This window comes from Streptomyces sp. NPDC050548, assembly GCF_044457385.1.
GTDB lineage: Bacteria > Actinomycetota > Actinomycetes > Streptomycetales > Streptomycetaceae > Streptomyces.
In genome coordinates this window covers 19,928-44,156 of sequence record NZ_JBITGV010000010.1, presented here as the reverse complement: position 1 = coordinate 44,156, position 24,229 = coordinate 19,928, and the positions used below count along the sequence as shown (strand labels likewise).

At 69.9% G+C, this 24,229-nt stretch carries 26 protein-coding genes; 2 read left to right on the top strand and 24 right to left on the bottom strand.

The genetic code is table 11. The features are described 5' to 3' along the window. Positions 1 to 10: 10 nt before the first annotated feature. From ACIBJH_RS26500 to ACIBJH_RS26445, 12 genes are all read right to left on the bottom strand, one after another. A complete protein-coding gene (locus tag ACIBJH_RS26500; RefSeq protein ID WP_399119360.1) occupies positions 11 to 1,039 on the bottom strand; it encodes a methionine synthase II (cobalamin-independent)-like protein in 1,029 nt (342 codons plus the stop codon). Between the two features lie 3 nt (positions 1,040 to 1,042). Then, complete coding sequence (locus ACIBJH_RS26495) at positions 1,043 to 1,531, bottom strand: heme-binding protein (RefSeq protein ID WP_399119359.1); 489 nt, start codon at positions 1,529 to 1,531, stop codon at positions 1,043 to 1,045. After that, positions 1,528 to 2,331 carry an alpha/beta fold hydrolase gene (locus ACIBJH_RS26490; RefSeq protein WP_399119358.1) on the bottom strand — a complete coding sequence of 268 codons (804 nt, stop codon included), beginning with the start codon at positions 2,329 to 2,331 and terminating at the stop codon, positions 1,528 to 1,530. The genes ACIBJH_RS26495 and ACIBJH_RS26490 overlap by 4 nt, the downstream gene beginning before the upstream one ends. 26 nt (positions 2,332 to 2,357) lie before the next feature. Next, positions 2,358 to 2,729: a VOC family protein gene (locus ACIBJH_RS26485; RefSeq protein WP_019069936.1), complete on the bottom strand. Its 372-nt coding sequence runs from the start codon at positions 2,727 to 2,729 to the stop codon at positions 2,358 to 2,360. After that, complete coding sequence (locus ACIBJH_RS26480; RefSeq protein ID WP_399119357.1) at positions 2,726 to 3,496, bottom strand: fumarylacetoacetate hydrolase family protein; 771 nt, start codon at positions 3,494 to 3,496, stop codon at positions 2,726 to 2,728. The genes ACIBJH_RS26485 and ACIBJH_RS26480 overlap by 4 nt, the downstream gene beginning before the upstream one ends. Before the next feature lie 6 nt (positions 3,497 to 3,502). Further along, positions 3,503 to 4,951, bottom strand: coding sequence for an NAD-dependent succinate-semialdehyde dehydrogenase (locus ACIBJH_RS26475; RefSeq protein WP_399119356.1), 1,449 nt, complete (start codon positions 4,949 to 4,951; stop codon positions 3,503 to 3,505). Positions 4,952 to 4,990: 39 nt separating this feature from the next. Beyond that, positions 4,991 to 5,908 carry a VOC family protein gene (locus ACIBJH_RS26470; protein WP_399119355.1) on the bottom strand — a complete coding sequence of 306 codons (918 nt, stop codon included), beginning with the start codon at positions 5,906 to 5,908 and terminating at the stop codon, positions 4,991 to 4,993. 98 nt (positions 5,909 to 6,006) lie between these two features. Continuing rightward, positions 6,007 to 6,918 (bottom strand): LysR family transcriptional regulator, encoded by a 912-nt coding sequence (locus ACIBJH_RS26465; RefSeq protein WP_200712669.1) that lies wholly within the window; start codon positions 6,916 to 6,918, stop codon positions 6,007 to 6,009. A gap of 179 nt (positions 6,919 to 7,097) precedes the next feature. Next, positions 7,098 to 8,048: a sugar ABC transporter substrate-binding protein gene (locus ACIBJH_RS26460; protein WP_399119354.1), complete on the bottom strand. Its 951-nt coding sequence runs from the start codon at positions 8,046 to 8,048 to the stop codon at positions 7,098 to 7,100. A gap of 42 nt (positions 8,049 to 8,090) precedes the next feature. Beyond that, the gene (locus tag ACIBJH_RS26455) at positions 8,091 to 9,104 is read right to left on the bottom strand and encodes an ABC transporter permease (protein WP_399119353.1); all 1,014 of its coding nucleotides are present in this window, start codon (positions 9,102 to 9,104) and stop codon (positions 8,091 to 8,093) included. Further along, the gene (locus ACIBJH_RS26450) at positions 9,101 to 10,522 is read right to left on the bottom strand and encodes a sugar ABC transporter ATP-binding protein (protein ID WP_399119352.1); all 1,422 of its coding nucleotides are present in this window, start codon (positions 10,520 to 10,522) and stop codon (positions 9,101 to 9,103) included. Before ACIBJH_RS26450 ends, ACIBJH_RS26455 begins: the two co-directional genes overlap by 4 nt. Before the next feature lie 77 nt (positions 10,523 to 10,599). After that, positions 10,600 to 11,172: a carboxymuconolactone decarboxylase family protein gene (locus tag ACIBJH_RS26445; protein ID WP_399119641.1), complete on the bottom strand. Its 573-nt coding sequence runs from the start codon at positions 11,170 to 11,172 to the stop codon at positions 10,600 to 10,602. A 233-nt stretch (positions 11,173 to 11,405) separates the two neighbouring features. Here ACIBJH_RS26445 and ACIBJH_RS26440 point away from each other — a divergent pair, with 233 nt between their 5' ends. After that, positions 11,406 to 11,816 carry a cupin domain-containing protein gene (locus tag ACIBJH_RS26440; protein WP_399119351.1) on the top strand — a complete coding sequence of 137 codons (411 nt, stop codon included), beginning with the start codon at positions 11,406 to 11,408 and terminating at the stop codon, positions 11,814 to 11,816. A gap of 56 nt (positions 11,817 to 11,872) precedes the next feature. Here ACIBJH_RS26440 and ACIBJH_RS26435 read toward each other — a convergent pair whose 3' ends face one another. From ACIBJH_RS26435 to ACIBJH_RS26405, 7 genes are all read right to left on the bottom strand, one after another. Beyond that, positions 11,873 to 13,210, bottom strand: coding sequence for an MFS transporter (locus ACIBJH_RS26435; RefSeq protein ID WP_399119350.1), 1,338 nt, complete (start codon positions 13,208 to 13,210; stop codon positions 11,873 to 11,875). 125 nt (positions 13,211 to 13,335) lie between these two features. After that, positions 13,336 to 14,286, bottom strand: a complete 951-nt coding sequence (locus ACIBJH_RS26430; RefSeq protein WP_399119349.1) for a catechol 2,3-dioxygenase — start codon at positions 14,284 to 14,286, stop codon at positions 13,336 to 13,338. Beyond that, positions 14,267 to 15,397, bottom strand: coding sequence for a 4-oxalomesaconate tautomerase (locus tag ACIBJH_RS26425; RefSeq protein ID WP_399119348.1), 1,131 nt, complete (start codon positions 15,395 to 15,397; stop codon positions 14,267 to 14,269). The genes ACIBJH_RS26430 and ACIBJH_RS26425 overlap by 20 nt, the downstream gene beginning before the upstream one ends. Then, complete coding sequence (locus ACIBJH_RS26420) at positions 15,394 to 16,098, bottom strand: 4-carboxy-4-hydroxy-2-oxoadipate aldolase/oxaloacetate decarboxylase (RefSeq protein WP_399119347.1); 705 nt, start codon at positions 16,096 to 16,098, stop codon at positions 15,394 to 15,396. The genes ACIBJH_RS26425 and ACIBJH_RS26420 overlap by 4 nt, the downstream gene beginning before the upstream one ends. A 2-nt stretch (positions 16,099 to 16,100) precedes the next feature. Then, on the bottom strand, positions 16,101 to 16,886 hold the full coding sequence (locus ACIBJH_RS26415) for a PIG-L deacetylase family protein (protein WP_399119346.1): 786 nt from the start codon (positions 16,884 to 16,886) through the stop codon (positions 16,101 to 16,103). A gap of 61 nt (positions 16,887 to 16,947) precedes the next feature. After that, the gene (locus ACIBJH_RS26410; RefSeq protein ID WP_399119345.1) at positions 16,948 to 17,598 is read right to left on the bottom strand and encodes a GntR family transcriptional regulator; all 651 of its coding nucleotides are present in this window, start codon (positions 17,596 to 17,598) and stop codon (positions 16,948 to 16,950) included. Positions 17,599 to 17,762: 164 nt separating this feature from the next. Continuing rightward, on the bottom strand, positions 17,763 to 18,617 hold the full coding sequence (locus ACIBJH_RS26405) for a LysR family transcriptional regulator (RefSeq protein WP_399119344.1): 855 nt from the start codon (positions 18,615 to 18,617) through the stop codon (positions 17,763 to 17,765). A gap of 68 nt (positions 18,618 to 18,685) precedes the next feature. On the opposite strand from ACIBJH_RS26405, the gene ACIBJH_RS26400 reads away from it, so the two are divergent. Continuing rightward, positions 18,686 to 19,585 (top strand): EamA family transporter, encoded by a 900-nt coding sequence (locus tag ACIBJH_RS26400; RefSeq protein WP_399119343.1) that lies wholly within the window; start codon positions 18,686 to 18,688, stop codon positions 19,583 to 19,585. A 26-nt stretch (positions 19,586 to 19,611) separates the two neighbouring features. On the opposite strand, the gene ACIBJH_RS26395 is transcribed toward ACIBJH_RS26400, so the two are convergent. The 5 genes from ACIBJH_RS26395 to ACIBJH_RS26375 form a co-directional block, all read right to left on the bottom strand. Continuing rightward, the gene (locus tag ACIBJH_RS26395) at positions 19,612 to 20,451 is read right to left on the bottom strand and encodes an SDR family oxidoreductase (RefSeq protein WP_399119342.1); all 840 of its coding nucleotides are present in this window, start codon (positions 20,449 to 20,451) and stop codon (positions 19,612 to 19,614) included. Next, positions 20,432 to 21,607, bottom strand: a complete 1,176-nt coding sequence (locus ACIBJH_RS26390) for an NAD(P)/FAD-dependent oxidoreductase (protein ID WP_399119341.1) — start codon at positions 21,605 to 21,607, stop codon at positions 20,432 to 20,434. Before ACIBJH_RS26390 ends, ACIBJH_RS26395 begins: the two co-directional genes overlap by 20 nt. Next, complete coding sequence (locus ACIBJH_RS26385) at positions 21,604 to 21,801, bottom strand: ferredoxin (protein WP_043663821.1); 198 nt, start codon at positions 21,799 to 21,801, stop codon at positions 21,604 to 21,606. The genes ACIBJH_RS26390 and ACIBJH_RS26385 overlap by 4 nt, the downstream gene beginning before the upstream one ends. Before the next feature lie 44 nt (positions 21,802 to 21,845). Continuing rightward, positions 21,846 to 23,087 (bottom strand): cytochrome P450, encoded by a 1,242-nt coding sequence (locus ACIBJH_RS26380; protein WP_399119339.1) that lies wholly within the window; start codon positions 23,085 to 23,087, stop codon positions 21,846 to 21,848. A gap of 337 nt (positions 23,088 to 23,424) precedes the next feature. Beyond that, positions 23,425 to 24,156 (bottom strand): DUF6082 family protein, encoded by a 732-nt coding sequence (locus tag ACIBJH_RS26375; RefSeq protein ID WP_399119338.1) that lies wholly within the window; start codon positions 24,154 to 24,156, stop codon positions 23,425 to 23,427. Between the last annotated feature and the right edge of the window lie 73 nt (positions 24,157 to 24,229).

Genomic DNA, 24,229 nt, shown 5'->3' with positions numbered 1-24,229 from the left:
CTCGTCCGCGTCAGAACTCGTTGCCCCAGCAGTACCGGGCCAGCGTCTCCACCAGGACCAGTTTCTGCCGTTGCTCCTCGGCCGTCAGCAGCGGTCGTGTCGCCACGTCGGCGAAGCCACGGGACGGTGAAATCGCCATGTCCTCAAGGTCCTTGACCTCGGCGGCGGCGTCGATGCGTGCCATCACCGCGTCGATGTCCTCCAGCGCGGCCACGCTCGCGTCCACGACACCCAGGCACGCGTCCCGGTCCTCCGGCAGCGCCCTGACCAGGTCGAGTTCGGCGCCGGTGCCCTGGTCGTACGGCAGGATCCAGCGGTCCGCGGGAACCTCGCCGTAGAGGTGCTCGGCCGCCGCCCGGTCCACCGCGGCAGGCGCCGCATGGCCGATCGAGACACCGATGCGTACGCCCTCGGGGCGCTCGTCGAGCCGTACCGCCAAGGCCTCCACGGCAAGGACGTCCTCGAAGGACAGCGCGCCGGGAGCGGCCGGGTCGACGGCCAAGTGGCCTGCGAGGAGCGGGTTGTTGAGCTGGATCAGCCGGACCCCGCGCGAGACCAGCAGTTCGATCTCCGCGTGGATGATCTCCGCGAGCACCTCACCCAACTCCCTTGCGGAGGAGGGTCCGTGACCGGGCTGGAAGGTGGTGGCGGCGAGGTAGGCCGGGGACGGCAACGAGGCCTTGGGCGCGATGACCGTCAGGTCGGCCAGCTGTGCCGCCCAGTCCGCGAGCAGCGGGCCGTTGGCCTTGGGAAGGGACTCCGCGACCCAGCGGGTGAGGCCGTCGGCGTCCGTCTCGTCGGTGCGGCGGAATCCCGAGACGTTGTCGAGGACCGCGCTGCGGAAGTCCTCGCGGGGGTAGTCGCCGTCGGTGACGACCGTGGAGCGGATCCTGCGCTGGAAGACCACGGCCTCCTTGACCGCGGCGGTCTCGGCCGCGCGCAGGGCTTCCGGGTCACCGGCCGCTCGCGCGGCGGTCAGTTCAGCCGGGCGGACCAGGCTGCCGTGGTGATCGATGCGGTAGTTGAACGTATCCGCCATGGGTTATGCGTCCTTTCCGGACGAGGGCGAGGACGGTGCAGGCTTGCCCGCAACTCCCCAAGCGGCGAACTCCAGTTCGTAGCCGAGCGAGGCGAGGACCTCCTCGGCGATCTGCTGGTCCTCGTCCGCGGTGCCGCCCGCGATGCCGAGGCCGCCGATGATCTCGCCGTCCTTCTTGATGGTGAGGCTGCCTTCGGTGGCCATGATCGGCATGGCGGCGCCCGGGAGTTGGGAGAGCTGGGAGAAGAAGACCGGCTGGCTCTCCTGCCACTTCTTCAGCATCTTGCCGGGCCGCTGCATGATGGCCGCCGTGTACGCCTTGGCGCGGGCGATGTCCGGGGTGAGCGGGCGGGCGCCGTCGGGGCGGCGGATGGCGATGGGGAAGCCGCCCGCGTCCACGACGGCCACGCTCACCGCCTTCCCTATCGACTGGGCGCGCTTGTGGGCGGCGTCGATGATCTCCTCGGCGGCGTCCAGGGTGAGGCTGCTCATGCTGCTTCCTTCGGTGCGGTGAGGGTGCGGCGCAGGTGGGCGACGGCGGCGTTGTACTCGGCGGGCGTCTCCCAGTACATGGAGTGCGGGGCGTCCGGGACGATCTCCAGGTGTGAGCCGGCCAGCAGTTCGTGGGCACAGGTCACGGTCTTCACGCTGAGCACCGCGTCCTTCTCGCCCGCGAGGAAGGCGACCTTGACGCCCGAGGCCTGAATGTCGTCCAGGGAGGGGCCGTTGGTGTCGAGGTTGCGCAGGTCCTGCATCCTGGCGACGTTGAACGTGCCCATCTGCTGGAACAGGAAGGTGAGGTCGGCCCGCTCCTCCTGGAACCGCTTCGTCAACAGGCGGTCGATCACCGGGAGTTTGACGGCCTCGGCACGGTCGGCGGCGGCGAGTTCCTTCAACTCGGGGTGGCTGATGCCGCCGAGGGAGTGGCCGAGCACGACGGAGCCGACCCGCTCGGGCCGCAGCAGTCCGGCGCGCAGTGCGGCGACGGAGCCGATGGACTGGCCGACCAACATGGCGTCGGTCAGGTCCTCCTGGTCGAGGACGGCGACGACGTCACCGGGGAAGTCCTGGCCGTCGAACTCGGGCTTGGACGAGTTCGGAGGGGTGGGTGCGTCGGACTTGCCGAAGCCGCGCAGGTCCACGGTGACGACCGTGAACTCCTCGCGCAGCGCGGCCACTTGCTGCCACCAGGCGGCGTGGTGGCCGCCGCTCCCGTGCACGAACAGGATCGCCGGACCGCTGCCGTGGCGCTCGTAGTAGATGGAGGTGCCGTCGGAGTCGGCGATGGGCATGGGGGTGAACTCCTGTACGCGCGTCGTTAGTTGGGGCGGCGGCCGTGGAAGACCAGCTCGATCATGGTGTGGTCGGGGTCGTGGATGTAGCAGAACTTCGACTGGTTCTCGGGCCGTTCGATGGGCCGGGTGTGCCGGATGCCCAGGTCCTTGAGGTGGGCGAGGAAGTCGTCCCAGTCGTCGACCTCGACGGCGAAGTGGTAGGGCGCCATGCGCTCCATCTCCTCGACCGGGGTGAAGTGGAGGTCGAAGTTGCCCCGGGTCATCAGCACCACACGGGTGTTGGACTTGGGCATGATCCGCTTCATCCCGAAGACCTTCGTGTACCACTCGGCGGTCCGGTCGGGGTCGGTGGTGGGGAAGTTGACGTGGTGGATGTAGCGGGGTGCGCTGCTCATGACGGATTCCCTTCACTGTGTACGGGGTTGGACAGGACGCCGATGCCGCTGATCTCGATGTCCACGGTGTCCCCGGGTTCGAGTTGGCAGGTGGACTCGGCGCCCATCCACAGCACGTCCCCCGCGTGCATGGTGATGTGCTTGGTGAGTTCGACGATGTGGTCGAACGGGTCGAAGACCATGTCGCCGGTGGCGAACGAGCCTCGAACTTCCCCGTTCACACGGAGAGTTGTGGTCTGCGCGAGGGCATCGACGTCGGTCTCTATCCAGGGACCCATCGGCTTGAACGTGTCGCTGTTCTTGCTGCGCCAGAAGGAGCGGTCCTGGTGCTGCCAGGTGCGGGCACTGACGTCGTTGCCGATGGTCCACCCGAAGACCGACTTGCGGGCCTCTTCATGCGTGGCGTGCCGCAGGGTGCGGCCGATGACGGCGACGAGTTCGGGCTCGGCCTCGAAGCGGCCCTCGACCCCGGCCGGCTTGACGATGGGTGAACGGTGGCCGGTGAGCGCGTTGTTGGCGCGGTAGCCGACCTCGGGTCGGTCCGGGGTCTCGGCGCCGGCGTGTGCGATGTGCCGCGGGTAGTTCATGCCGACCGCGTAGAACACGGGCGGGACGACGACCGGCAGCCACTGGGCGTCGGCGACCGGCACCGTGCCGATGACAGACGGATCGCCTTCCAGCGGGGACTCGGACAGCAGCTCGATGTCCTCCTCCACCACCCGGCCCCAGACCGCCCGACCGCCGACCGCAACACGCGTGTACCTCATGGCGGTTCAGCCCGCCAGCAGGTGGGAGACGCGCTTGGTGATCAGGTAGGCGTCGAGGGCCTCGGGGCCGCCCTCCCTGCCGTAGCCGCTCTCCTTGACGCCGCCGGAGGGGGCCTCGGCGACGGAGCCGCCGCAGTGGTTGATGGAGAGGATGCCGGCCTCCAGCGCGTCCGAGAACTTCTCGGCGGTGGCGGCGGACTCGGTGAACCCGTAGGCGGCGAGGCCGTACGGGAGGGCGTTGGCGAGGGCGAGGGTCTCGTCGAGGTCGGTGAACGGGACGATCGGTGCGAGTGGGCCGAAGGGCTCCTCGTGCATCAGCTTCGCGTCGGCCGGTACGTCGGTGAGGACGGTCGGGGCGTAGAAGTAGCCGTCGCGCGCGAGGCGTTGGCCTCCGGTGAGCACCTTGGCACCGCGCGAGACGGCATCGGCCACCAAGCCCTCCATGGCCTGCAACCGGCGCTCGTTGGCGAGCGGTCCCATGGTGGTGTCGGCGTCGAGGCCGTCGCCTACGGTGACCGATCGGGCGGCCTTCACGAACTCGGCGGTGAACGCGTCGACGATGCTCTCGTGGACGTAGAAGCGGCTCGGCGAGGTGCACACCTGGCCGGCGTTGAAGAACTTCGCCTGTGCCGCCTTGCGGGCGGACTTCACCGGGTCGGCGTCGGCGCAGACGATGACCGGGGCGTGGCCGCCGAGTTCCATCAGGGTGGGCTTCATGACCTCGCCCGCCTGGGCGGCGAGGAGCTTGCCGACCGGGACCGAGCCGGTGAAGGCGACGAGACGGATCTGCGGCGAGGGGATCAAGTGGGCGGAAACCTCGGCCGGTTCACCGAAGACGAGGTTGAGCACACCGGCCGGGAGCCCGGCGTCGGCGTAGCAGGCCACGAGCGCGGCGGCCGTGCCCGGGGTCTCCTCGGACGCCTTGATGACGATCGAGCAGCCTGCGGAGAGGGCGGAAGACAGCTTGCGGTTCGGGCCGCCCACCGGGAAGTTCCAGGGCACGAACGCGGCCACGGGGCCCACGGGTTCGCGGCGGACGGTGAGGACGGTGCCGGGTGCGGACGGGACGATCCGGCCGTAGGCGCGGCGGGCGTCCTCGATGTGCCAGCGCAGGGTGTCGGCGGTGCGCAGCGCCTCGGTGGTGCCCTCGCGGAGCGGCTTGCCCTGTTCCTGGGCCATGATCCGGCCGATCTCGGGGGCGCGTTCGGTGATCAGGTCGGCGGCTGCGTGCAGGATCGCGGAGCGCTTGGCTATCGGGGTGTTGCGCCAGGTGCGGAAGCCCTCGGTGGCCGCGTCGAGGGCGCGGTCGAGGTCGGCGGTGGTGGCGAGGGGGACGTCGCCGATCACCTTCTCGGTGGCCGGGTTCACGATCGGGGCGGTCCGTCCGGTGCCGCCCTGGCACCATTCGCCCGCGATGTACATGCGGACGGCGGGGTAGCCGTGGTCGGAGGTCATGAGTGGGTGCCCTCTCAGGCTGGAAAGGCGGGAGGAGAGTCAGTTGGCGGGGGCGTCCTGGTCGCGGTTGGAGCGCAGTGCCCAGATGTGGTGCGGCGGGGTGGTCTCGTGGACGCGGGTCTCGTGGGTGTCGTCGACACGGTCCATGTCGGCCGCGTACTCGACGCGGCCTCCGCAGGGGGCGTGGACGAACCGGAAGACGTTCGAACCGACCGTGTGGCGGCCGAGTCTGCGGGCCTCCCGCCAGCCGCGCTCGATCATGTAGTTGCCGCCCTCGATGACGTCGTCGAAGCCGGGGACCTCGTAGGCGATGTGGTTGACGCCGGCGCGGTCGGGGCGGTGGCAGAGCAGCATGGTGTGCTGGTCGTCGTCGCCCGGGGCCTGCATGAAGACGCCCATCGGTTCGACGATGTCGGTGGGCCGGAAGCCGAGCCGCTCGGTGTAGAACGCGACGGCCTCCTCGCGTCCCTCCTTGACGATGTTCAGCGCGACATGGCACATGCGCAGTGGGAAGGCCCGGGTGAGGGGTTCCAGCGGGGTGTTCCAGCGGTCGACGCTGCCCGTCGCGTTGGCGGGGCGGGGGGTGACGTCCGTCTTCTTGGGGCGGGCCAGGGTGAGTCCGACGCCGAAGCCGCTCTCGTCCACGGTGTGGAAGACCCCGTCGGCGCTTTCGTGGACCTTGCGGTCACGGCCGGCGGCGGCGACCAGCCGGGCCAGTTCCCCGGGGGTGTCGACGCCCCAGACGACCTCGCGGATCGTCGGCCCGGCCTCTACCGGCGGCGGCAGCAGCGGGCCGGGCACGGTGTCCAGATGGAGGGTCTGCCCGGCGAGGGTCTCGAACACCGCGTGCTCCTCGGTGCGCTCCAGCAGGAACAGCCCGAAGTCGCCGAAGAAACGGACACATTCGTCTACGTCGTCGATGCCGTAGGTGACCGATTCGATTCTCTGGATTCCCATGGATGCCTCGTTTCGCGGGTCGCCCGGCGAGCCTAGATTTCAGGGCGTGAAGGCCTCAATGGTCCGAGCTCGCCCGAATTCGCAATCGTTTCTTGCAGCTACGCGCGGATGGCCGGAATGGGGTTCTGCGAGAACCATTCGGCGAGGAAGTCCAGGAACACGCTGACCTTGCGCGGGGTGGCCTGGCCTGGGCCGTAGATGGCGAAGAGCGGGCGGTCGGGTACGGCGAGTTCGGGCAGCAGGACCTTGAGGGCGCCGGAGAGGAGGTCGTCGTAGGCGGGGCGCTGCGGGAGCAGGGCGATGCCGCGGCCGTGGACGGCGGCCTTCTGGAGGGCGAGGTAGGAGTTGGAGGAGAACGCCACGTTGCGGATCTTGTGCAGGGTGCTGGTGTGTCCGTGGCCGATGCGCCAGACCGGGTCGTTGACGTGGACGAGACACTCGTGATGGGCGAGGCCGTTGGGCTCGGTGAGCGGGCCGCCGCGCTCCAGGTACTTCTCCGAGGCGCAGAGCACGAAGGGCAGGGAGGCGATCTTCTTCAGGCGGACGCTGGAGTCCCGGAGGTCGCGGGTGTGGAAGGCCACGTCGAAGCCGCTGTCCAGGAAGTCGTACGTGCGGTCCGACATGCCGCCCAGTTCGAAGCGGACGTGGATCTTGGGGTGGGCGGCGGAGAAGGCGGCGATCGCGTCTCCGAGGTCCAGGCTGCCTATCCACTTCGGACAGATGATGCTCAGGGTGCCCTCGGCGCGGTCGTGGAGGTGCGAGATGACGGCGTCCTCGGCCTCGATCTCGTCGAGGATGCGGGCCGCGAACTCGGCGTACCGGAGCCCGGGTTCGGTGAGGCTCACCGAGCGGGCGGTGCGGTTGACGAGGCGGACGCCCACCTGTCGTTCCAGCTCGGCGACGTGGCGCGACACGAGTGAGCCCGACGAGCCCAGCTTCTTGGCGGCGCCGCTGAAGCTGCCTGCCTGGGCGACGGTGACGAAGCTGTGCATGAGGAGCAGTCGGTCCATGATTCCTCCGGAGGCCCACGTGTGCCAGGGGTGGGCCCCGGCGGCGGTGCCGGTCGTGCGTAGGGGTCCGACAGGATCCGGAATATCCTTATAGCGGCTCTATCAGGACATTCCAGCGGTGTGCCGGACGGGCGGCTCGGGACAGTGCGGGGACAGGCATCGCTGCCCACGCGGCTGTGTTACTTGGGGCAGTACTGGGGTGCCTTGTTCAGGTTGTCCTTGGTGACCAACAAAAGAGGAATGTTGGCAATCTTGTCAACCTTCTTCTTGGCCAGGAGACCGACGGCGTTCTTGACCGCGGTCTGGCCGATCGACATGGCCGAGTTCGCGACGGTGGCGGAGAGCCGTCCGTCCTTGACGGCGGCCAGGCCCTCGTCGGTGCCGTTGGCGGTCACGATCTTCACGTCCTTCTTGCCGGCCGCGTCGAACGCCTTGCGGGCGGCCAGCGCCATGTCCTCCGAGGCGACGAACGCGTACTGCAGGTCGGGGTGTGCCTGGATCATGTTCTCGGCCACGTCCTGCGCCTTCACCGGATTGAACATACCTGGCTGGTTCGCGACCACCTTCGCGGTGCTCGGCAGCGCCTTCGTGAAGCCGCCCACCATCAGGTCGGAGGCCGCGCCGGGCGCCCCCGCGATGACGCCGACCTGGACGCTCTTGCCGCCCGCGTCCTGCGCGATCCAGCCCGCGTCCAGGGCGCCGAGCTTCCCCAGGTCGACGACGGCCGCGCCGAGGATGTCGTTCACGTCGCTGGTGGCCACGGACGTCAGATAGATCGGTATGTTCGCGGCCTTCGCCTTGGCGATGTCGCCCTTGAGCGCGTCGACATTCACCGTCTGCACGATCAGCGCGCTCACACTGCGCGAGGTCATGTCCTCGATGTTGGACAGCTCGGTGGTGGAATTCTGGTGCGAGTTGGCGGTGTAGACCTTGGCGTTCTCCGTCTTCGCCGTCTGCTCGACCGCTTTCTGGAGACAGCTGTGGAACTCGGTGTCACCGCCGTTGACGAACCCGAGGGTGACATCGCCGGAACTCCCGCTGTCGTCGCTGCTGCCGCAGCCGCTCAGTACGAGGGTGCCGCCGGCGAACGCGGCGAGCACGGTTCTGCGGGAACGGACCGAAATTCTCATGATGAACCGCCTTGTGTATATGGATGCAGTGAGTGGGGCCGGTCAATGACGTGCGGAACGTGCCTTGTGCATCTCGTTGGCGATGGCCGCGATGAGCAGCACTCCGCCGACGGAGACCGACTGGTAGTTGCTGGAGACCTGGAGCAGGTTCAGCGCGTTGGCGACCACGCCCAGGAGGATCACTCCGAGCGCGGTGCCTACGACGGTGCCGTAGCCGCCGGCCAGGGCGGTGCCGCCGATGACGACCGCGGCGACGGCCTGGAGCTGGAGGGAGAGTCCCCCGGTGCCGGGGCTGCTGCCGCTGAGCCGCGAGAGCAGCATCAGGCCGGCCAGTCCGGACAGGGCGCCGGTGAGGGCGTAGAGGGAGAGTTTGCGGGCGGTGACGTTGATGCCGCTGAGCCGGGCGACATGCTCGTTGCCGCCGATCGCGAAGGCGTCGCGGCCGAACACGGTGAACCGCATGACCAGCGCGGTCGCCACCAGTACGAGGATCGCCACGACCAGCAGGTACGGCACCCCGAGGATCTTGTTGTTGCCGAGGGCGAACATCTTGGTGCCGATGGAGACGCTGACGCTGTCGAGCACGAGGAGGGCGACGCCGTCCAGGAGAGTCGCCGTCGCCAGGGTCGCGACGAACGGAGCGACGTTGGTGAACGTCACGACCGCCCCGTTGACCAACCCGATCAGCGTGGCCAGCACCAGACAGGCGACGACGGCGAACGCCGTGGAGTGGCCGTGCGCCAGCAGCTGCGCCCCGACCGCGGTCGTCACGGCGACATTGCTGCCCATGGAGAAGTCCATGCCGCCCGCCGTCATCAGCAGGGTGAGTCCGGCCGCGATCACGGCGACGACGCTGACCTGCCGCAGGATGTTGATGACGTTCGTGTCGGTGGCGAACGAGTCGGTCCGCAGCGAGGTGGCCACGATCACGACGATCAGGACGGCGATCAGACCGGTGTGCGGAGCGCCGCGCACCGCGGCGAGCGAGAGCCTGGGGCGTGGCTTCCCGGACGATTCGGAGACGCCGGGGGCGTCGGCAAGTGTCTTGACGCTCACTGCGGTTGACCTCCGAGAGCGGTGGCGACGAGTTCGTCGTGGGTGATGGCGTCGATGTCGTGCTCGGCGACCGTCCGGCCGGCGCTGACGACGACGACCCGGTCGGCGAGGCGCATGACCTCCTCGGCGGAGGAGGAGGCGAGCAGCACGGCGACTCCGCGTGAGGCGAGGTCGTCGAGGAGGGCGTGGATGTCGGCCATGGCCGCGATGTCGACCCCGTTCGTGGGGTCCTCAAGGAAGCAGGCGACGGGCTCGGTCTGCAGCCACTTGGCGAGCAGCACCTTCTGCTGGTTTCCCCCGGACAGCGCGCCCACCGGCGGGTTGCCGGCGAGGGAGACCACGCCGTAGCTGCGGCGCAACGGGGCTGCGCGGCGGGCGAGTTGGGTACGCCGGTGGGTGCGGCGGCGGGCGAAGCGGTCGCCGGCCAGCATCAGGTTCTCGTCCAGGGAGAGTTCGGGGACGAGGCCCAGGGCGCGGCGGTCGCCGGTGACACAGCGCAGGCCGCTGGCGAGCGAGGCGTGAACTCGGCCGAACGGCACGGGAGTTCCGTCCACGGCGAGGTCGCCGGTGTCGGGCCGGCGGCGCCCGGAGAGCAGGTCGAAGAGGCGCGACTGCGCGTCCCCGGCCGGGCCGAGCACCGCGACGATCTCGCCCTTGTGCACCTCGACGGTGAAGTCCCGTACGGCCCGGCCGTCGGTGAGACCGCGTACGGTCAGCCCGATCTCGTCCTTGGGAGCGGGCCGCCCGGATCGCTGGGAGACAACGTCCCTTCCCACCATGCTCCGTACGAGTGCGGCGGCGTCGAACTCGGCGGCGGGCGCGCTGCGTACGACCGCTCCGTCCCGCAGCACCGTCACGCGGTCGGCGACGGCCAGCACCTCGTCGATGTAGTGGGAGATGTAGACGACGGCCACGCCCTCGTCGCGCAGGGTGCGCACCAACTCCCTTATCTGGTGCGCCGCTTCGGCGCTCAGACAGGCGGTCGGTTCGTCGAGGATCAGGATGCGTCCGCCGCGGCGGACCTCGCGGGCCACCTCGACCATGGTCTGTTCGGCGACGGTGAGGGAACCCGCAGTGCGGGTCACGTCGATGTCGATGCCCAGGGCCTCAAGTGCCGTGCGGGCCTCGGAGTTGACGGCCTTCCAGCGCACGGCACCGGCCCGGGTGGGCAGGTCGCCCAGCATGACGTTCTCGGCGACGGTGAGCCCCATCGCCAGTTCGCGGCGCTGGGGCACCGAGGCGATGCCGAGCCGGCGGGCCCTGCGGACCGTAAGTCCGTGCTGAGCCTGCCCGTTGACCTCGACGGTGCCGCCGTCGGGCTGGTGGATCCCCGAAAGGACCTGTACCAGCGTCGACTTGCCGGCGCCGTTCATGCCCATCAGCGCGTGGACCTCGCCGGGGTACAGATCGAGGTCCACTCCCTTCAGCGCGGCTGCTCCGCCGAAGCTCTTCGTGACCCCCCGGACACGAAGTACCGCGCCTCCCCCCGGCGTTGTCACGGGCGTGGCTCGGTGCCGTCGGGGCCGTCCTGGGCGACACGGCCGTAGCCGCGGATGTCCGGGAACGGGGGTTCCTTGTCGGCCTGGAGGTCCACCTGGAAGGTGTTGAGGCACATGCCGAGCATGGTGAAGTTGCCGAGCGCGCCGATGGTGTCGACGAGGCCCTTGGAGCCGAAGTGCTCCAGCGCGGCGGCGAAGGTCGCGTCGGTGACGAAGTGGTCGTCGAGGATCTCGCGGCAGAACTGGTAGAAGGCCTGGTCCACTTCGTTGTCGAAGACCGCCTCGCGCTTCTCCGCGATCGCCTTGACGGCGGCCTCCGGAACACCGGCCTCGATCGCCTGGTGCACATGGGCGTTCCAGGAGTACTGCGCGTCCCAGTTGCGGGCGGCCATCAGCAGCGTGAGTTCGCTGAGGTGCTTGGGGAGGCTGCTGTCGAAGCGGGCGAACGCGCCGAGGGATTCCGCCCGTTCGCACATCTCCGGGCTGTGCAGCCAGACCCGGAAGGGGCCGCGGACGGCACCGCGCCGGCCGGCGATGCGGGCGGCCAGTTCCTGCTGGCGCGGGTCCATTTCCTCTTCGGTGAGAACGGGGAGCCTCATGGGCCGATACCTGCCTTTTCTTTCCGGCGCGTTACGTGCACGGTTCGTGCAGCCGTGCGATGCGAGCCGACGCTACAGCCGGGTCCGGAAAGCTCACCCCTCCGGAAATGCAAGGTAAAGCTGCACGCCAGAGGGCACCCATTCCCCCGCGCGAGGCCTAACGTCGTTCGACGCAGACGTGTGTAAGTGGAAAGGAACTCCGGATGACCACGATCATCAAGGTCGCGTCCGTGCCCGTGCTCGACCGGGGCGGTGCCGTCGCCTCGACACCCCTCATCACGACGCCGTCGGCGGGCGGGGAGAACCTGATCACCAGTGGGATGAGCGTGTACCCGGTCGGCTCCGGGGCGCCGTTGCACTCGCACAACTGCGACGAGCACGTGACGATCCTGGAGGGCGAGGCGGAGGTGGTGGTCGACGGCGAGGTGACGAAGCTGGAGCAGTACGACACCACGTACGTCCCCTCACCGATCCCGCATCTGTTCCGGAACGTGGGTGACACCCCGCTGCGCATCCTGTGGGTGTACTCGTCGGGGTACGTCACCCGGACGTTCACGGAGACGGGCAGGACGGTGGAACACCTGTCGGCGGAGGACCAGATGGGCAAGGACTGACCCGCCGGACACGAAAGCGCCCGCGTCGAAAGACGCGGGCGCTTTCGTGTGTCACGTCAGTGGGCGGAGACCAACTCCTGGTCCACGCCGGTCCGTTCGGTCTGCTTCGAGCTGCGCAGGGCGGCGATCCCGATGAACACCATCGACGACAGACCGGCGATGGCGAAGGACGTGAAGCCCCAGTCGCCGTTGCCGGAGGCGAGCAGCTGGCCGCCGAGCCACGGGCCGAAGACGGCGCCGAAGCGGCCCATGCCGGAGGTCCAGCCGACAGCGGTGGCGCGGTTGTCGGGGGTGGAGCGGATGGAGACCGTCGCGTAGATCATCGTCTGGGCGCTGTTGAGGAAGACGCCGGTGAGGAAGACGACCAGCATCGTCACGGCCTGGTTCATGTGGACACCGAGCAGGAAGACACCCACAGCGGTCAGCGCGAACCAGATGGACGAGATGCGCGGGGCGCCGAAGCGGTCGGCGGCGCGGCCCGCCGCGAGCATGCCCACGATGCCGCCGAGGTTGAAGACGACGACGAAGGTGAGGGCGTCGGCGAGCGCGTAGCCCTCGGCGCGCATCAGGGTGGGCAGCCAGGTGGCGACGCCGTAGACGAGGAGCAGGCCGCCGAAGGAGGCGAACCAGTACAGCAGGGTCTGGATCCACTGGCCGCCGCTGAAGAGGTTGCGCAGGGCGTCCCAGCGGTCGGCCGCGGTCTTCTTGCCGGTGGCGGCGGGGAGTTCGACCTCGAAGCGTTCGGCGAGCGCGGTGGCCTCGTCGGTGCGGCCCTTGGCGACCAGGAAGCTCAGCGACTCGGGCAGGAACTTCAGCAGCACCGGGACGAAGAGCAGCGGAAGGACGCAGACCCAGAAGGCGGCGCGCCAACCCACGGGATCCACCAGCCACTTGGCCACGTAGGCGGAGAGGATGCCGCCGGCGTGGTGGGCGGTCATCAGCATGCCGATGGTGAGGGCGGTCCGGCCGCGCGGGGCGTAGTCGGAGACCATGCTGATCGCGGTGGGCAGCAGCCCGCCGAGGCCGACGCCGGCGAGGGTGCGGCCGAGGCCGAAGACCTCGACGCTGCCGGAGATCGCGCAGATGCCGGAGGCCAGCGAGAAGAGCGTCACGCAGGCGATCATCAGCTGCTTGCGGCCGATCCGGTCCGCGACCGTGCCCGCGGTGAGGGCGCCCACCAGCATGCCGAAGGTGGCGTAGCTGCCGAGGTCGCCGGCCTGGTCCGCGGTGAGACCGAAGGTCTTCGTCTCCAGCAGGTGCGGGAGCACCGAGCCGTAGATGAACATGTCGAGGCCGTCGAAGAGGACGGCCAGCCAGCACAGGCCGATGACCAGGAGGGCCAGTCGGCTGCCGCGGGCGGACAGAGCGGGGGACGGGGAGGGGGAGGAAGACATCGTTGGTTACCTCTCGTGCTTGGTGCGCCAGACGCTAAGGAGCCACCCCCTGGATAGTCAACGTTTTTGTCAACAATCTCATCGACAATCGTGTGGGGGTGACTCCGATGGCTCCTGCACGCTGCTCAGCCCACCGGCGGAGTCCCGTGCGTGTGGAAGGACTGGATGGTCTTCAGGCCCCAGGCCTGCCCCTTCTTCCGCTCCTCCTCGGTCCAGGTGATCAGCGGCCAGTCGGGCGCGAGGACGAGTCGGGTGAGCGGGTTGCACAACTCGATGCGGTTGCCGCCGGGTTCGTAGACGTAGAGGAAGAACGTCTGCTGGATGGCGTGCTTGTGCGGCCCCGTCTCGATGAACACGCCTGTGTCGATGGCGAGATCGGCCGCCCGCAGGATGTCCTCACGGGTGTCGGTCGCGAAGGCGACGTGGTGCAGCCGCCCGGTCGAACCGGTCCAGTCCTCGGTGTAGACGACGTCGTACGACTTGTTCGTGTACGTCAGCCAACGCGCCGCGATCCGCCCGCTGTTGAGCTGGATCTGCTCCGTCGGCCTCGCACCCAGCACGTGTTGCTGGAACTCGGCACTGGAAAGCACGTCCGCGGCAAGGAAGTTGATGTGGTCCAGACGCCGAACTCCCACGCCCCGGTTGGGCTTGGCCTGCGGCTGGTTCTTCAGGGCCGGTTTCAGCTCGTCGGGGGCCTGGTAGTGCTCGCTCTCCCAGTAGAGGGCGTGCTCGTGGCCGTCCGGGTCGGTGGTGACGTAGAGCTTGCCGAGTCCTGGCTCGTCCTCGACCCACCTGCCGGTGCCGCCCGCCTCCTCGATCGCCTTGATACGGCGCTGGAGGGCCTCCTCGCTGGAGGTGCGCAGGGCGAGGCGGCCGAGGCCGGGCTGTCCGCGGGCGGTGAGGACCAGGCTGTGGTGCTCGTAGTCGTCGTAGGTCCGGAGGTGGACTGTGTCGCCGTCCTGCCCGTTGACAGTGAGGCCCAGGTAGTCGGTGAAGAAGGCGACACTGGCGTCCAGGTCCGGGGTGAAGAGCTGGGCGTGGCCGATATGGGCGATGTCACCGAGCGGCGGAGCCATCGTTGCCTCCAAGGGGTCGTACGGGTGCGGGTGTGGGGGTTTCGGCAGGCCGGGGGAAGACGGTGCCGTCGAAGATCTTGCGGGCGGTGCGCACCACGGCGGTTCTGCGGACCACGGGAGCGGTCTCGCCGGATGCGGGGGCCACGCTAGTTTCGATGTCTAGGAATCCGCTGGGATGCTCGATGCGAATTCGGTCACTTTGTCGCGCGACGTCCGCGATGCCCTCCCCCACCGCGCCGGGCAGGAGCAGCCCGGCCGCCACGCTCGCGGCGCCGAGGACGCCGATCGAGGTGTGGCAGCGCACGGGGATGAAGGTGCGGGTCGTCACCGCTCCGCCGTCCCGGGGCGGTGCCAGCAGGCTGAGCTTGGGGACGGTGGTCCCCTCGACATCGCCGAGGCCCATCAGCTTGCCTGCCTCCAGGCGGATCTCCCGGAGGCGGTCGGCGAGAGTGAGGTTCTCCTCCAGGTCCTTGGGGCTCTCGTAGCCGGTGACGTCCAGCGCGGCGGCCGGGATCAGGACGACCGGCATGCCGTTGTCGACGCATGTCACCTCGGTGCCGGCGATGACGTCCCGGATCCGGCCCGTCGGCAGCAACGGGCTTGTGCCCTGCGGGAATTCGATGACCACGGGGGCCGCGGTGCCGGGCACGCCGGAGATCTCGGCGGTGCCGGTGTAGTCGACCCGCCCGCCGGGAGTGGGGAAGGTGGCAATGGCCAGTTCCCCGGTGTTGAGCATGCGGATGCGGACGGACGTCTCGTCGTCACCGGGGGCCACGAGCCCCCGCTCCACGGCGAACGGCCCTATTCCGGCGAGGATGTTGCCGCAGTTCTGCCGGTCGGTGACCTCGGGGCGGTCGACGGCGACCTGGAGGAACAGGTAGTCGACGTCGGCCTCGGGATCGGCCGAGACGGAGACCACGCCGACCTTGCTGGTCAGCGGGTGGGCGCCGCCCAGGCCGTCGATCTGGCGCGGGTCGGGGCTGCCCATGACGCGCAGCAGCAGGTCGTCGCGTACGGCGGGGTCGGCGGGGAGGTCCTCGGCCAGGAAGTAGGCGCCCTTGGAGGTGCCGCCGCGCATCAGCATGCAGCGCACCTCCTCGGGCCCGGTCACGACCCGGCTCCGGTGTAGTCCTCGTAGGACCGGTACTCGACGCCGAGTTGCTTGAGGGTGTCGCGCAACCCGTAGCGGTCCAGGCCGAGTTGGCCTTCGAGGAAGGCGGCGCGGGTGGCCGCTTCCTTCGCCTCGCGGGCCGCTGACTTCTCGGCCGTCTCGCGGGCCTTCTCGCGCGGTACGACCACCACGCCGTCGTCGTCGGCCACGATCACGTCACCGGGGCGGACGACCTGGCCGTCGATGGCTATGGGCACGTTGACCGAGCCGCCGGTGGCCTTGACCGTGCCCTGGGAGGAGACGGCGCGGGACCAGGCGTCGAAGCCCATGTCGCGCAGTTCCTGGGTGTCGCGGATGCCGGTGTTGAGGACGACTCCGCGCACCCCGCGCTTCTGCAGCGCGGTGGCGAACAGCTCGCCGAACAGGCCGTCCGTGCAAGGGGAGGTGGTGGTGACGACAAGGATGTCGCCCTCGCCGCACTGCTCCACGGCCGCGTGGATCATGAGGTTGTCGCCGGGCCAGCCGATCACGGTGACGGCGGTGCCGGCGACCCGAACTCCCTGCTGAACAGGGCGAATTGAGGGACCGAGCAGACCGGTGCGGCCCATGGCCTCGCTGACGGTGGCCACACCGAAGGCGGCCAGCGCCTCGACGTCCTTCGCGTCCGCCTTCGGCGGGTTGGTGACGATCACACCGCCCATGGCTATGCCAGCTCCTTCGCGATCTGCGGGTACGGGCGCATGTACGCCTCGGCCATCGTCTTGTGGGCCAGGCCCAGGTTCGGGCCGGCGTTGCGCTTGAGCTGGACGCCCCGGCGGACGGCCAGGTCGGTGTAGTAGTCCCACAGGTGCTGCTGGGCACCGAGGCACTCCATCGCCTTGCGCTTGGTGTCCCAGACCTCGGTGATGTCGAGGAGGACCTCGGGCTTGAAGCCGCTCATCTCGGGCTGGTGCGGTTCGAAGTAGAAGACCGGCGGGGCGCCGATGATCTCGCCCTCGCCGGGGTAGCCGATGGCCTGCGCCAGGACGCGGGCCTCCAGCGCCATCCGGTTGGCGGCCGGGTGGTCGCCGTTGTACGGGTCCTCGGTGGGGTGGGTGAGCACGACGTCCGGCTGCGTCTCGCGGTAGACGGCGACGAGCTGGTCGGTCAACTCGGCGGTGGCGACGAGGGGGTAGTCGCCGGCGTCGTGGAAACGGACCTCGGCGCCGAGAGTGGCCGCGGCGCGCTCGGCCTCGTCCCTCCGTATCGCCTTGATCTCGTCCAGCTGCTTGCCCTCGCGCCAGGCCTTGGCGGACTCGCCGCGCTCGCCGAAGGTCAGACAGGCGATGGTGACCTTCTCGCCACGGGCGGCGGCCAGGGCGATGGCTCCGCCCGCCCGCCACACGAAGTCCCCGGCGTGCGCCGTGACGACGAGTGTCGATCGTGATGGGGATCCCCCCGCGCGAGCGTCGTCGAGCGTGGGGGAGGCGGGCGCGGTGCCGTGCGTCATTGCGTCAATCTCCTTGGTGGACAGGTGTGCGCCCGCCCCAGGCGTGCCGAGCCGCCGCGCCTCAGTCGCGCAACGCCTCGATCACACTGGTGAGATGGGCGCGGACGGCCGCCTCGGCCGCCTGCGGGTCCCTGGCCGTGATCGCCTCGATCATGGCCAGATGCTCGTTCAGGGACTGCTGCGGACGCCCCGGCCGCAGCGCCAACTGGAAGCGGTGACGCACCAGTTGGGCATTGAGCCGCTCCAGCAGGGCCAAGGCCGTCTGCTGGCCGGAGAACTCCCGGACCTTGTCGTGCAGTTCGTGGTTCAGCTCGGAGTACGTCACCGGCTCGCCGTCGGCCACGGCCTTGGTCATGGCCCGGCCCAGGTCCGCCAGTTCGGTCAGCTGGTCGTCGCCGGCCGCGACGGCCGCCTTGGCCGCGCACAGTCCCTCCAGGACCATGCGGCACTCCGTGATGGCGACCGCTTCGTCCACGGTCACCACCCGCACCCGGGAGCCCCGGTTGCGGATCCGCTCGACCAGTCCTTCGGCCGCCAGATCGATCAACGCCGCGCGGATGCTGGCCCGCGTCACATCGAGTTGCTCGGCGAGCTCGTTCTCCACCAGCCGCTGTGCCGGTGCCATGTCGCCGTGCAGGATCGCCTGCCGCAGCTGCGTGAGCGCATGCTGCTTGGCCTGCTCCCCGGTGCTCGGACGGGCTTCTTTCGGCATCGTTGCCCTCCCTGAGTGAGTGCCTGTCGAACCTAAATCTAGCCAAACAAGATTGTCAACAATTTTGTCCGCCGTATTGCACGCATGCTTCCGCCCATACTTACCCCAGACATGCCGCGGCCCGCCCATGGACCGGCCGTGGACGGGCGGTGAACAGTCTTCCGCTACGGCTCGCGGTAGAGCGCGGTGAGCAGTTCCAGCACGGCCTGGGTGGCGGGATGCGGGTCGTCCTTCCACCAGGCGAGCCGGACGGCGATGGGCTCGCCGTCGCGCACCGGGCGGTAGACGACTCCGGGCCTCGGGTACTGGTTGGCGGTCGACTCGGCGGTCATGCCGACGCTGCGGCCGGTGGCGATCACCGTGAGCCAGTCGTCGACGTCGTGGACGTCCTCGGTGACCGGGCGGGAGTCGGGCGGCCACAGGTCGGCGGTGGTGGTGCCGGTACGGCGGTCGACGAGGAGGGTGCGCCCGGCGAGGTCGGCCAGCCGGACCGAGCGGCGACGCACGAGGGGGTCGTCGGAGGCCATGGCGCACAGCCGTCGCTCCAGCCCGACGATGGCCGACTCGAACCGCCGGAAGTCGAGGGGCCGGCGGACGACGGCCAGGTCGCAGGCGCCCTCCCCGAGCCCCGAGGTGGCGGAGTTGACGCGGACCAGGTGCAGGTCGGTCTCCGGGTGCGCCCGGCTCCAGCGGCGCTGGAAGGGGAGCGTGTGCCGGCCGAGCGCCGACCACGCGTAGCCGATGCGCAGATGGGCGTGGCCCGAGGTGGCGTCCAGGACCAGGTCGTCGACCTCGGCGAGGACCCGCCGGGCGTGCGCGAGCACCCGCAGCCCGGTGCTCGTCGGTGTCACCGATCGGGAGGTACGCCTCAACAGCCTTACGCCCAGGACCTGTTCGAGAGAAGCGAGGGTGCGGGAGACGGCCGCCTGCGATACGCCGAGTGCGTGGGCGGCGTCCGTGAAGGTCCCTTCGTCGACGATCGCGACGAGACACCGCAACTGCCTCAGCTCCAGATCCATGACTACAGCGTATAGATCGTCCGGCTCTTGCATTTTGCGCAAGTACGAGTGAGGCGCACGATCGGAGCATGCCTGGAGCCTCCGCAGCGACAACTCCGTTGACCGGCACGACACATGGCACCCCGCGGCCGTCTTCCCGGGTCGGCCTCGCCGGGGTGGCCACCATGGCCGGCAGCGGGCTGTCCAACCAGACCGGTGCCGCGCTCGGCTCCCTCGCCTTCCCCGTCATCGGGCCGGTGGGAGTCGTCGCGGTGCGCCAGTACGTCGCCGCGGCCGTCCTGTTTGCCGTGGGCAGGCCGCGACTGCGGGAGTTCACCTGGCGGCAGTGGTGGCCGGTCCTGCTGCTGGCCGTGGTGTTCGGGACGATGAACCTGTCCCTGTACACCGCGATCGACCGGATCGGCCTCGGTCTGGCGGTCACGCTGGAGTTCCTGGGTCCGCTGTCCATAGCGCTGGCGGCGACCCGGCGGCGCGCGGACGCCTGCTACGCGCTGATCGCGACGGCGGGCGTGGTGACACTGATGCGCCCTCGCCCCTCGGCCGACTACCTGGGCATGGGCCTCGGGCTGCTCGCCGCCGCGTGCTGGGCGTCGTACATCCTGCTCAACCGGACCGTCGGCGGCCGCATCCCCGGGGCGCAGGGTTCGGCGGCCTCGGCCGGGGTGTCCGCGCTGATGTTCCTGCCGGTCGGGATCGTCGTCGCGGTCCGGCATCCGCCGACACTCACCGCGGCCGGGTGTGCGGTGGCGGCCGGGGTGATGTCGTCGGCGGTGCCGTATCTGACCGATCTGTTCACGCTGCGCCGGGTGCCGGCTCCGGCCTTCGGGTTGTTCATGAGCGTCAACCCGGTGCTCGCCGCCGTGGTCGGGTGGATCGGCCTCGGTCAGCGGCTGGGCTGGGCGGAGTGGGCGGGCATCGGAGCCGTCGTGGCCGCGAACGCGCTGAGCATTCTCACGTCACGGGACTGAACCGACCGAGGCCCGCCGTTCCCCCGTCAGCGCCGCATGTGCCTGCGCACCCACGCGGCCTGCCCGCCGTCGACGAGCAGATCGGTGCCGGTGATGAAGTGGGCCTGCGGGCCGGTGAGGAAGGCGACCGCGTCGGCGATCTCGCCGGGCGTACCGGTGCGTCCGGCTCCGCAGTCGCCCAGCATCTTCAACATGTGCCCGCCGTGCGGCGATTCGGCCTCCGCCTTCGACATCGCGGTGGAGATCACGCCGGGGCTGACGGTGTTGATGCGGGCGCCGCGCAGGTTCCAGGCGAGCGCGGCGGCCTCCACGCGCACATGGTTGGCGCGTTTGGCGACCATGTAGGCGCGCAGCGAGTCGTCGCCGACTGCCGTGACGACGGGCAGGGAGAGCAGCTCCGCCGCCGGGGCGGTGGCCAGGGCGGCCTCTTCCTCGGGGCTGAGCGAGGCGTAGTGCCCGGCCATGCTGGACACGGCGACCAGCGCGGTGCCGCGCCCCGCCACCGCCTCGAAGGCGTCGATCACATGGACCGTGCCCAGCAGGTCCACCTCCAGGATCGTGCGCGCCGACGCGATCGAGGCGGAGACCCCGGCCGTGTGCGCCACGGCGACGACCCTGCCCTCACCGGCCGCCGTCTGCGCGAGCTTCTCGACGGCCGTACCGTCGGAGATGTCGGTCAGGACTCCGTGTGCCGCGTAGCCCTCGGCGCGCAACGCGGCGACGGTGCGGTCGAGTTGGCCGCGCGAGGCGTCGGCGAGGAACAGGGTGCGTCCGCTGCCGAGGCGGCGGGCGATCGCCGTTCCCATGCCGCCGGCGCCGGTGACCACGACGACGTCGCGAGGTTCCTCAGACGGTCGTCGCGCCATGGACGGCCTCCTCCCAGTTCACTCCGGCGGCGATGGCCAGCCGCCAGCCGCGGGTCGCTTTCGGGGGCATGCCGACCGCGAGGGCGCCGGTGAGCCGGTCGCCGGTGCGATAGGCGGCCACGAACCGCCGCTCGCCCAAGTCCCCTTCCACCACGGCGACTTCGTCGTGGCCGCGCAGATAGCCGTGGGCCTGGATCTTCATGTCGTACTGGTCGGACCAGAAGTACGGGACGGGCGCGAACGCCTTGCGCGCCTGGGAGTTGAGCAGGTTGCGGGCGGCGGCCATGCCCTGCTCGGCCGCGTTGGTGCGGTGCTCGATCCGCATCGACGTCCCGAACAGCGGGTTGTACCAGCGGGCGACATCACCGGCCGCGTAGACGTTCCTGGCGGCTTCGCAGTACTCGTCGCACACCACGCCGTCGCCCACCGAGAGGCCACTGCTGGCGAGCCACCCGGTGTTCGGCAACGAGCCGACGGCGACGAGCACTTCGTCGGCCTCGACCTCCTCGCCGTCCCCGAGCCGTACGCCCTCGTCGGTCACCTCGGTGACGGAGACCCCGGTGCGCAGGTTCACGCCATGGTCCACGTGGGCCTGGGCCAGCACCTGGCCGACCTGCTCGCCGACCGCGTGCGCCAGGGGGACGGACGCCGGTTCCAGCAAGGTCACTTGAGCACCCAGCCGCCAGGCCACGGCGGCGGCCTCCGCACCGAGGAACCCGGCGCCGACCACCACCAACCGCCGCCCCGGGCCGAGCCGTTCGCGCAGTGTGAGCGCGTCGTCGAGCGTGCGCAGGACATGCGCGCCCTCGCCGGGCAGCCGCCGGGGGCGCACCCCGGTGGCGATGATCAGCCCGTCGTACGGCACCTGCGCACCGTCCGAGAGCGTCACCTCCTGCGCGGTGAGGTCGAGCGCGGTCGCGGCGACACCGAGGCGCAGGTCGAGGTCGTGCCCGGCCAGGTCGGCAGGGGTGCGCAGGGCGACCCGGTCCGGCTCCCACTCGGCGGCGAGGACCTGCTTGGACAACGGCGGCCTGTCGTACGGCAGATGGGGCTCCTCGCCGACGAGGGTGAGGGTGCCGTCGTAGCCCTCGCGGCGGAGAGTCTCGGCCGCGGCGAGTCCGGCGGCCGAGGCTCCGACGACGACGATCCGCTTCACCGCTCCACCAGTCGGATGGCCGCGGCCGGGCAGACCGCCACGGCTTCCCGTACGTCGTCGACGAGTTCGGCGCCGGGGTGCTCCTCCAGGAGGATGGCCACACCGTCGTCGTCACGCTGGTCGAAGACGTCGGGGGCGGCCACTACGCACTGCCCGGAGGCGACGCATTTCGGTTCGTCGAGTTCGACCTTCATGGCTGTGTCCTTTGCTCTCTTGTGAGTTGACGTGGAGGTGGTGGTCACCAGGCGACGGGCAGGCAGGCCACGCCGTACGTCGTGCCGGTACGGTCGAACGCCAACTGCTCGACGGGAGCGGCCAGTCGGAGGGTCGGGACGCGGCGGTAGAGGGTGCCGTAGACGACCTGGAGTTCGAGGCGGGCGAGATTCTGGCCGAGGCACTGGTGGGGGCCGTAGCCGAAGGCCTGGTGCCGGCGGGCGGAGCGGGTGATGTCGAGGCGGTCGGCCTCGGGGAAGGCCTCGGGGTCCCAGTTCGCCGCGTGCAGGTCGAAGATCATGCCCTCGCCGGCCTTGATGGTGACGCCGCCGATCTCGATGTCGGCCTTGGCGACCCGGCGGACGCCGGTCTGCACGATGGTGAGGTAGCGCAGGAGTTCGTCGACGGCTCCGGCGATGACCTTGGGGTCGTCCGTGTCGCGCACCATGGCGAGTTGGTCGGGGTGCTGGAGCAGGGCGAGGGTGCCGAGGCTGATCATCGTGGCGGTGGTCTCGTGCCCGGCGATGAGCATGGCGACGCCCATGTGGACGGCCTCGGCACGGGTCATCTCACCGTTCCTCACCCGCTCCGCCATCTCGGAGAGCACACCCTCGCCCGGGGTCTCCAGTTTCAGCCCGATGAGCTTGTCGAGGTAGGCGGCCAACGCCCCGCTCGCCTCCCGCGCCTCCTGGGGCGAGGCGGCGCTGTCGAGCGCGATGCTGCTGCTCCGCTGGAAGAAGTCGTGGTCCTCGTACGGCACTCCGAGCAGTTCGGCGATGACCAGTGACGGGACGGGCAGGGCGAGCGCGGTGAGCAGGTCGGCCGGGTTGGGACCGGCCAGCATGTCGTCGATCAGCTCGTCGACGATCTTCTGGATCGGCGCCCGCATGGCCTCGATGCGCTTGACGAGGAAGGGCGCGTTGACCGTCCGGCGCAGCCGGGTGTGCTCGGGGGCGTCGGTGTTGGTGATCAGTCGCGGGGTGTGCGGGGCGATCTCGGCGCGGTGCGCGTTGACGTAGGGGAAGCCGGGTTCCAGGTCGTCGTCGCTCACGCGCGGGTCGGTGAGCAGGGCGCGCTGGTCGGCGTGGCGGGTGATCAGCCAGGGCGTGGCGCCGTTCCAGATCCGGACCCTGCTGATCGGTTTCCCGTCCCGCAGCCCGTGCACGGCCGGCGGCGGGGCGAGGGGGCAGCGCACGTCCCGCTGCATCGGATATCCGGGGACCGCGGCTGCCGTGTCGGGCGCGGTGCCGGTCAGGGTGTCGGCCATGTCTCTCCTCGGTGGTGGGGGGGCTCCGCGTGGGGCGGGACGCCGGAGGGCGGGGAACGAGGCCTCGATGAGCACATGCAAACAGAGCGGACTGACGACTTCCGGTCAGTTGCCTGACATCGACCTGACGTGATCCAGATCACCCGTCGGCAGTGTTGCCATGAACCGGACAGAGATGTCAGGGAGGGCGAACCAGGTTGAATTACCTGTGAGTTGACGGATGGATGCGCGACGACGGCGACTCGCGGCAGCAACGCGAAAAGGGTGGGGTCACGTCGCCGTGACCCCACCCCGCAGCCCACTGCACAGACTGTCCATATTTGCTGCGCAAAAACTCCTACCGGCGACTCCGCAGCAGCGACCCGAGCGCCAGTCCCGCGCCCGGACCGGCCAGGGCGCCGACCGATGCCCGCCACGCGGGCGACGTCCTCACAACCGGCACGGCAGGTGGACGGGAGGGAATGGGTGAGCGGGCCGGAGGTCCGGAAGCCGCCGCCCGTGCGTGCTCCTCGCCGACGATGGCCAGGAAGCGGCGACCGGTGCGGCTTCCCGACGAACCGGCGATCCACGAGGTGTGGGCCCGGATCCAGTAGCGCCGCCCGGCCTCGCCGGTGAACATCCCGGCGAGCATGTCCCGCAGCAGGCTCTCGCGAATGGTTCCGATCTCGAAGCCCATCCAGGCGTAGTTCATCATGAGGTCGGCATAGACGTGCCGCTTGCGCTCATGCGGATCGGCGATGTCCGTGTCGCCCCAGACGGGCTGGAACAGCGCCATGTCGTCGAGTTCCAGGCGGACGAGTTCGAGGTAGTAGCTGCGGATCCCCTGGACCTGGTCCGCCCTGGCCTGCCGGTTCTGCACGCCCAGGGAGACGGCGACTCCGGCCAACGCGAGCGCCGAGACGATCGCCGAGGTGAAGCCGTACGCCGCGCCGACCTGGCTGAGCCTGTTCCAGTCCACGCCCTGGGAGTCGGAGAACTCCTCCAGCGCGAAGGGCGACAGCAGCACCACGGCCAGCGCGAGCGCCGCCGCGGCGACCAGCCCCAGGATGCCGCCCACTCGACGCGCCACCCCCGCGGCCGTGGACCCATGACGAACCATCAGGTCAATCCCCCCAGAAGAGCCTGCACCGGTGATCAAGCCG

Bases quoted from the DNA above. Each gene is read 5' to 3' on its own strand.
- ACIBJH_RS26500 (WP_399119360.1), bottom strand. From the start codon at position 1,039: ATGGCGGATACGTTCAACTACCGCATCGATCACCACGGCAGCCTGGTC.
- ACIBJH_RS26495 (WP_399119359.1), bottom strand. From the start codon at position 1,531: ATGAGCAGCCTCACCCTGGACGCCGCCGAGGAGATCATCGACGCCGCC.
- ACIBJH_RS26490 (WP_399119358.1), bottom strand. From the start codon at position 2,331: ATGCCCATCGCCGACTCCGACGGCACCTCCATCTACTACGAGCGCCAC.
- ACIBJH_RS26485 (WP_019069936.1), bottom strand. From the start codon at position 2,729: ATGAGCAGCGCACCCCGCTACATCCACCACGTCAACTTCCCCACCACC.
- ACIBJH_RS26480 (WP_399119357.1), bottom strand. From the start codon at position 3,496: ATGAGGTACACGCGTGTTGCGGTCGGCGGTCGGGCGGTCTGGGGCCGG.
- ACIBJH_RS26475 (WP_399119356.1), bottom strand. From the start codon at position 4,951: ATGACCTCCGACCACGGCTACCCCGCCGTCCGCATGTACATCGCGGGC.
- ACIBJH_RS26470 (WP_399119355.1), bottom strand. From the start codon at position 5,908: ATGGGAATCCAGAGAATCGAATCGGTCACCTACGGCATCGACGACGTA.
- ACIBJH_RS26465 (WP_200712669.1), bottom strand. From the start codon at position 6,918: ATGGACCGACTGCTCCTCATGCACAGCTTCGTCACCGTCGCCCAGGCA.
- ACIBJH_RS26460 (WP_399119354.1), bottom strand. From the start codon at position 8,048: ATGAGAATTTCGGTCCGTTCCCGCAGAACCGTGCTCGCCGCGTTCGCC.
- ACIBJH_RS26445 (WP_399119641.1), bottom strand. From the start codon at position 11,172: ATGGACCCGCGCCAGCAGGAACTGGCCGCCCGCATCGCCGGCCGGCGC.
- ACIBJH_RS26440 (WP_399119351.1), top strand. From the start codon at position 11,406: ATGACCACGATCATCAAGGTCGCGTCCGTGCCCGTGCTCGACCGGGGC.
- ACIBJH_RS26435 (WP_399119350.1), bottom strand. From the start codon at position 13,210: ATGTCTTCCTCCCCCTCCCCGTCCCCCGCTCTGTCCGCCCGCGGCAGC.
- ACIBJH_RS26430 (WP_399119349.1), bottom strand. From the start codon at position 14,286: ATGGCTCCGCCGCTCGGTGACATCGCCCATATCGGCCACGCCCAGCTC.
- ACIBJH_RS26420 (WP_399119347.1), bottom strand. From the start codon at position 16,098: ATGGGCGGTGTGATCGTCACCAACCCGCCGAAGGCGGACGCGAAGGAC.
- ACIBJH_RS26415 (WP_399119346.1), bottom strand. From the start codon at position 16,886: ATGACGCACGGCACCGCGCCCGCCTCCCCCACGCTCGACGACGCTCGC.
- ACIBJH_RS26410 (WP_399119345.1), bottom strand. From the start codon at position 17,598: ATGCCGAAAGAAGCCCGTCCGAGCACCGGGGAGCAGGCCAAGCAGCAT.
- ACIBJH_RS26405 (WP_399119344.1), bottom strand. From the start codon at position 18,617: ATGGATCTGGAGCTGAGGCAGTTGCGGTGTCTCGTCGCGATCGTCGAC.
- ACIBJH_RS26400 (WP_399119343.1), top strand. From the start codon at position 18,686: ATGCCTGGAGCCTCCGCAGCGACAACTCCGTTGACCGGCACGACACAT.
- ACIBJH_RS26395 (WP_399119342.1), bottom strand. From the start codon at position 20,451: ATGGCGCGACGACCGTCTGAGGAACCTCGCGACGTCGTCGTGGTCACC.
- ACIBJH_RS26385 (WP_043663821.1), bottom strand. From the start codon at position 21,801: ATGAAGGTCGAACTCGACGAACCGAAATGCGTCGCCTCCGGGCAGTGC.
- ACIBJH_RS26380 (WP_399119339.1), bottom strand. From the start codon at position 23,087: ATGGCCGACACCCTGACCGGCACCGCGCCCGACACGGCAGCCGCGGTC.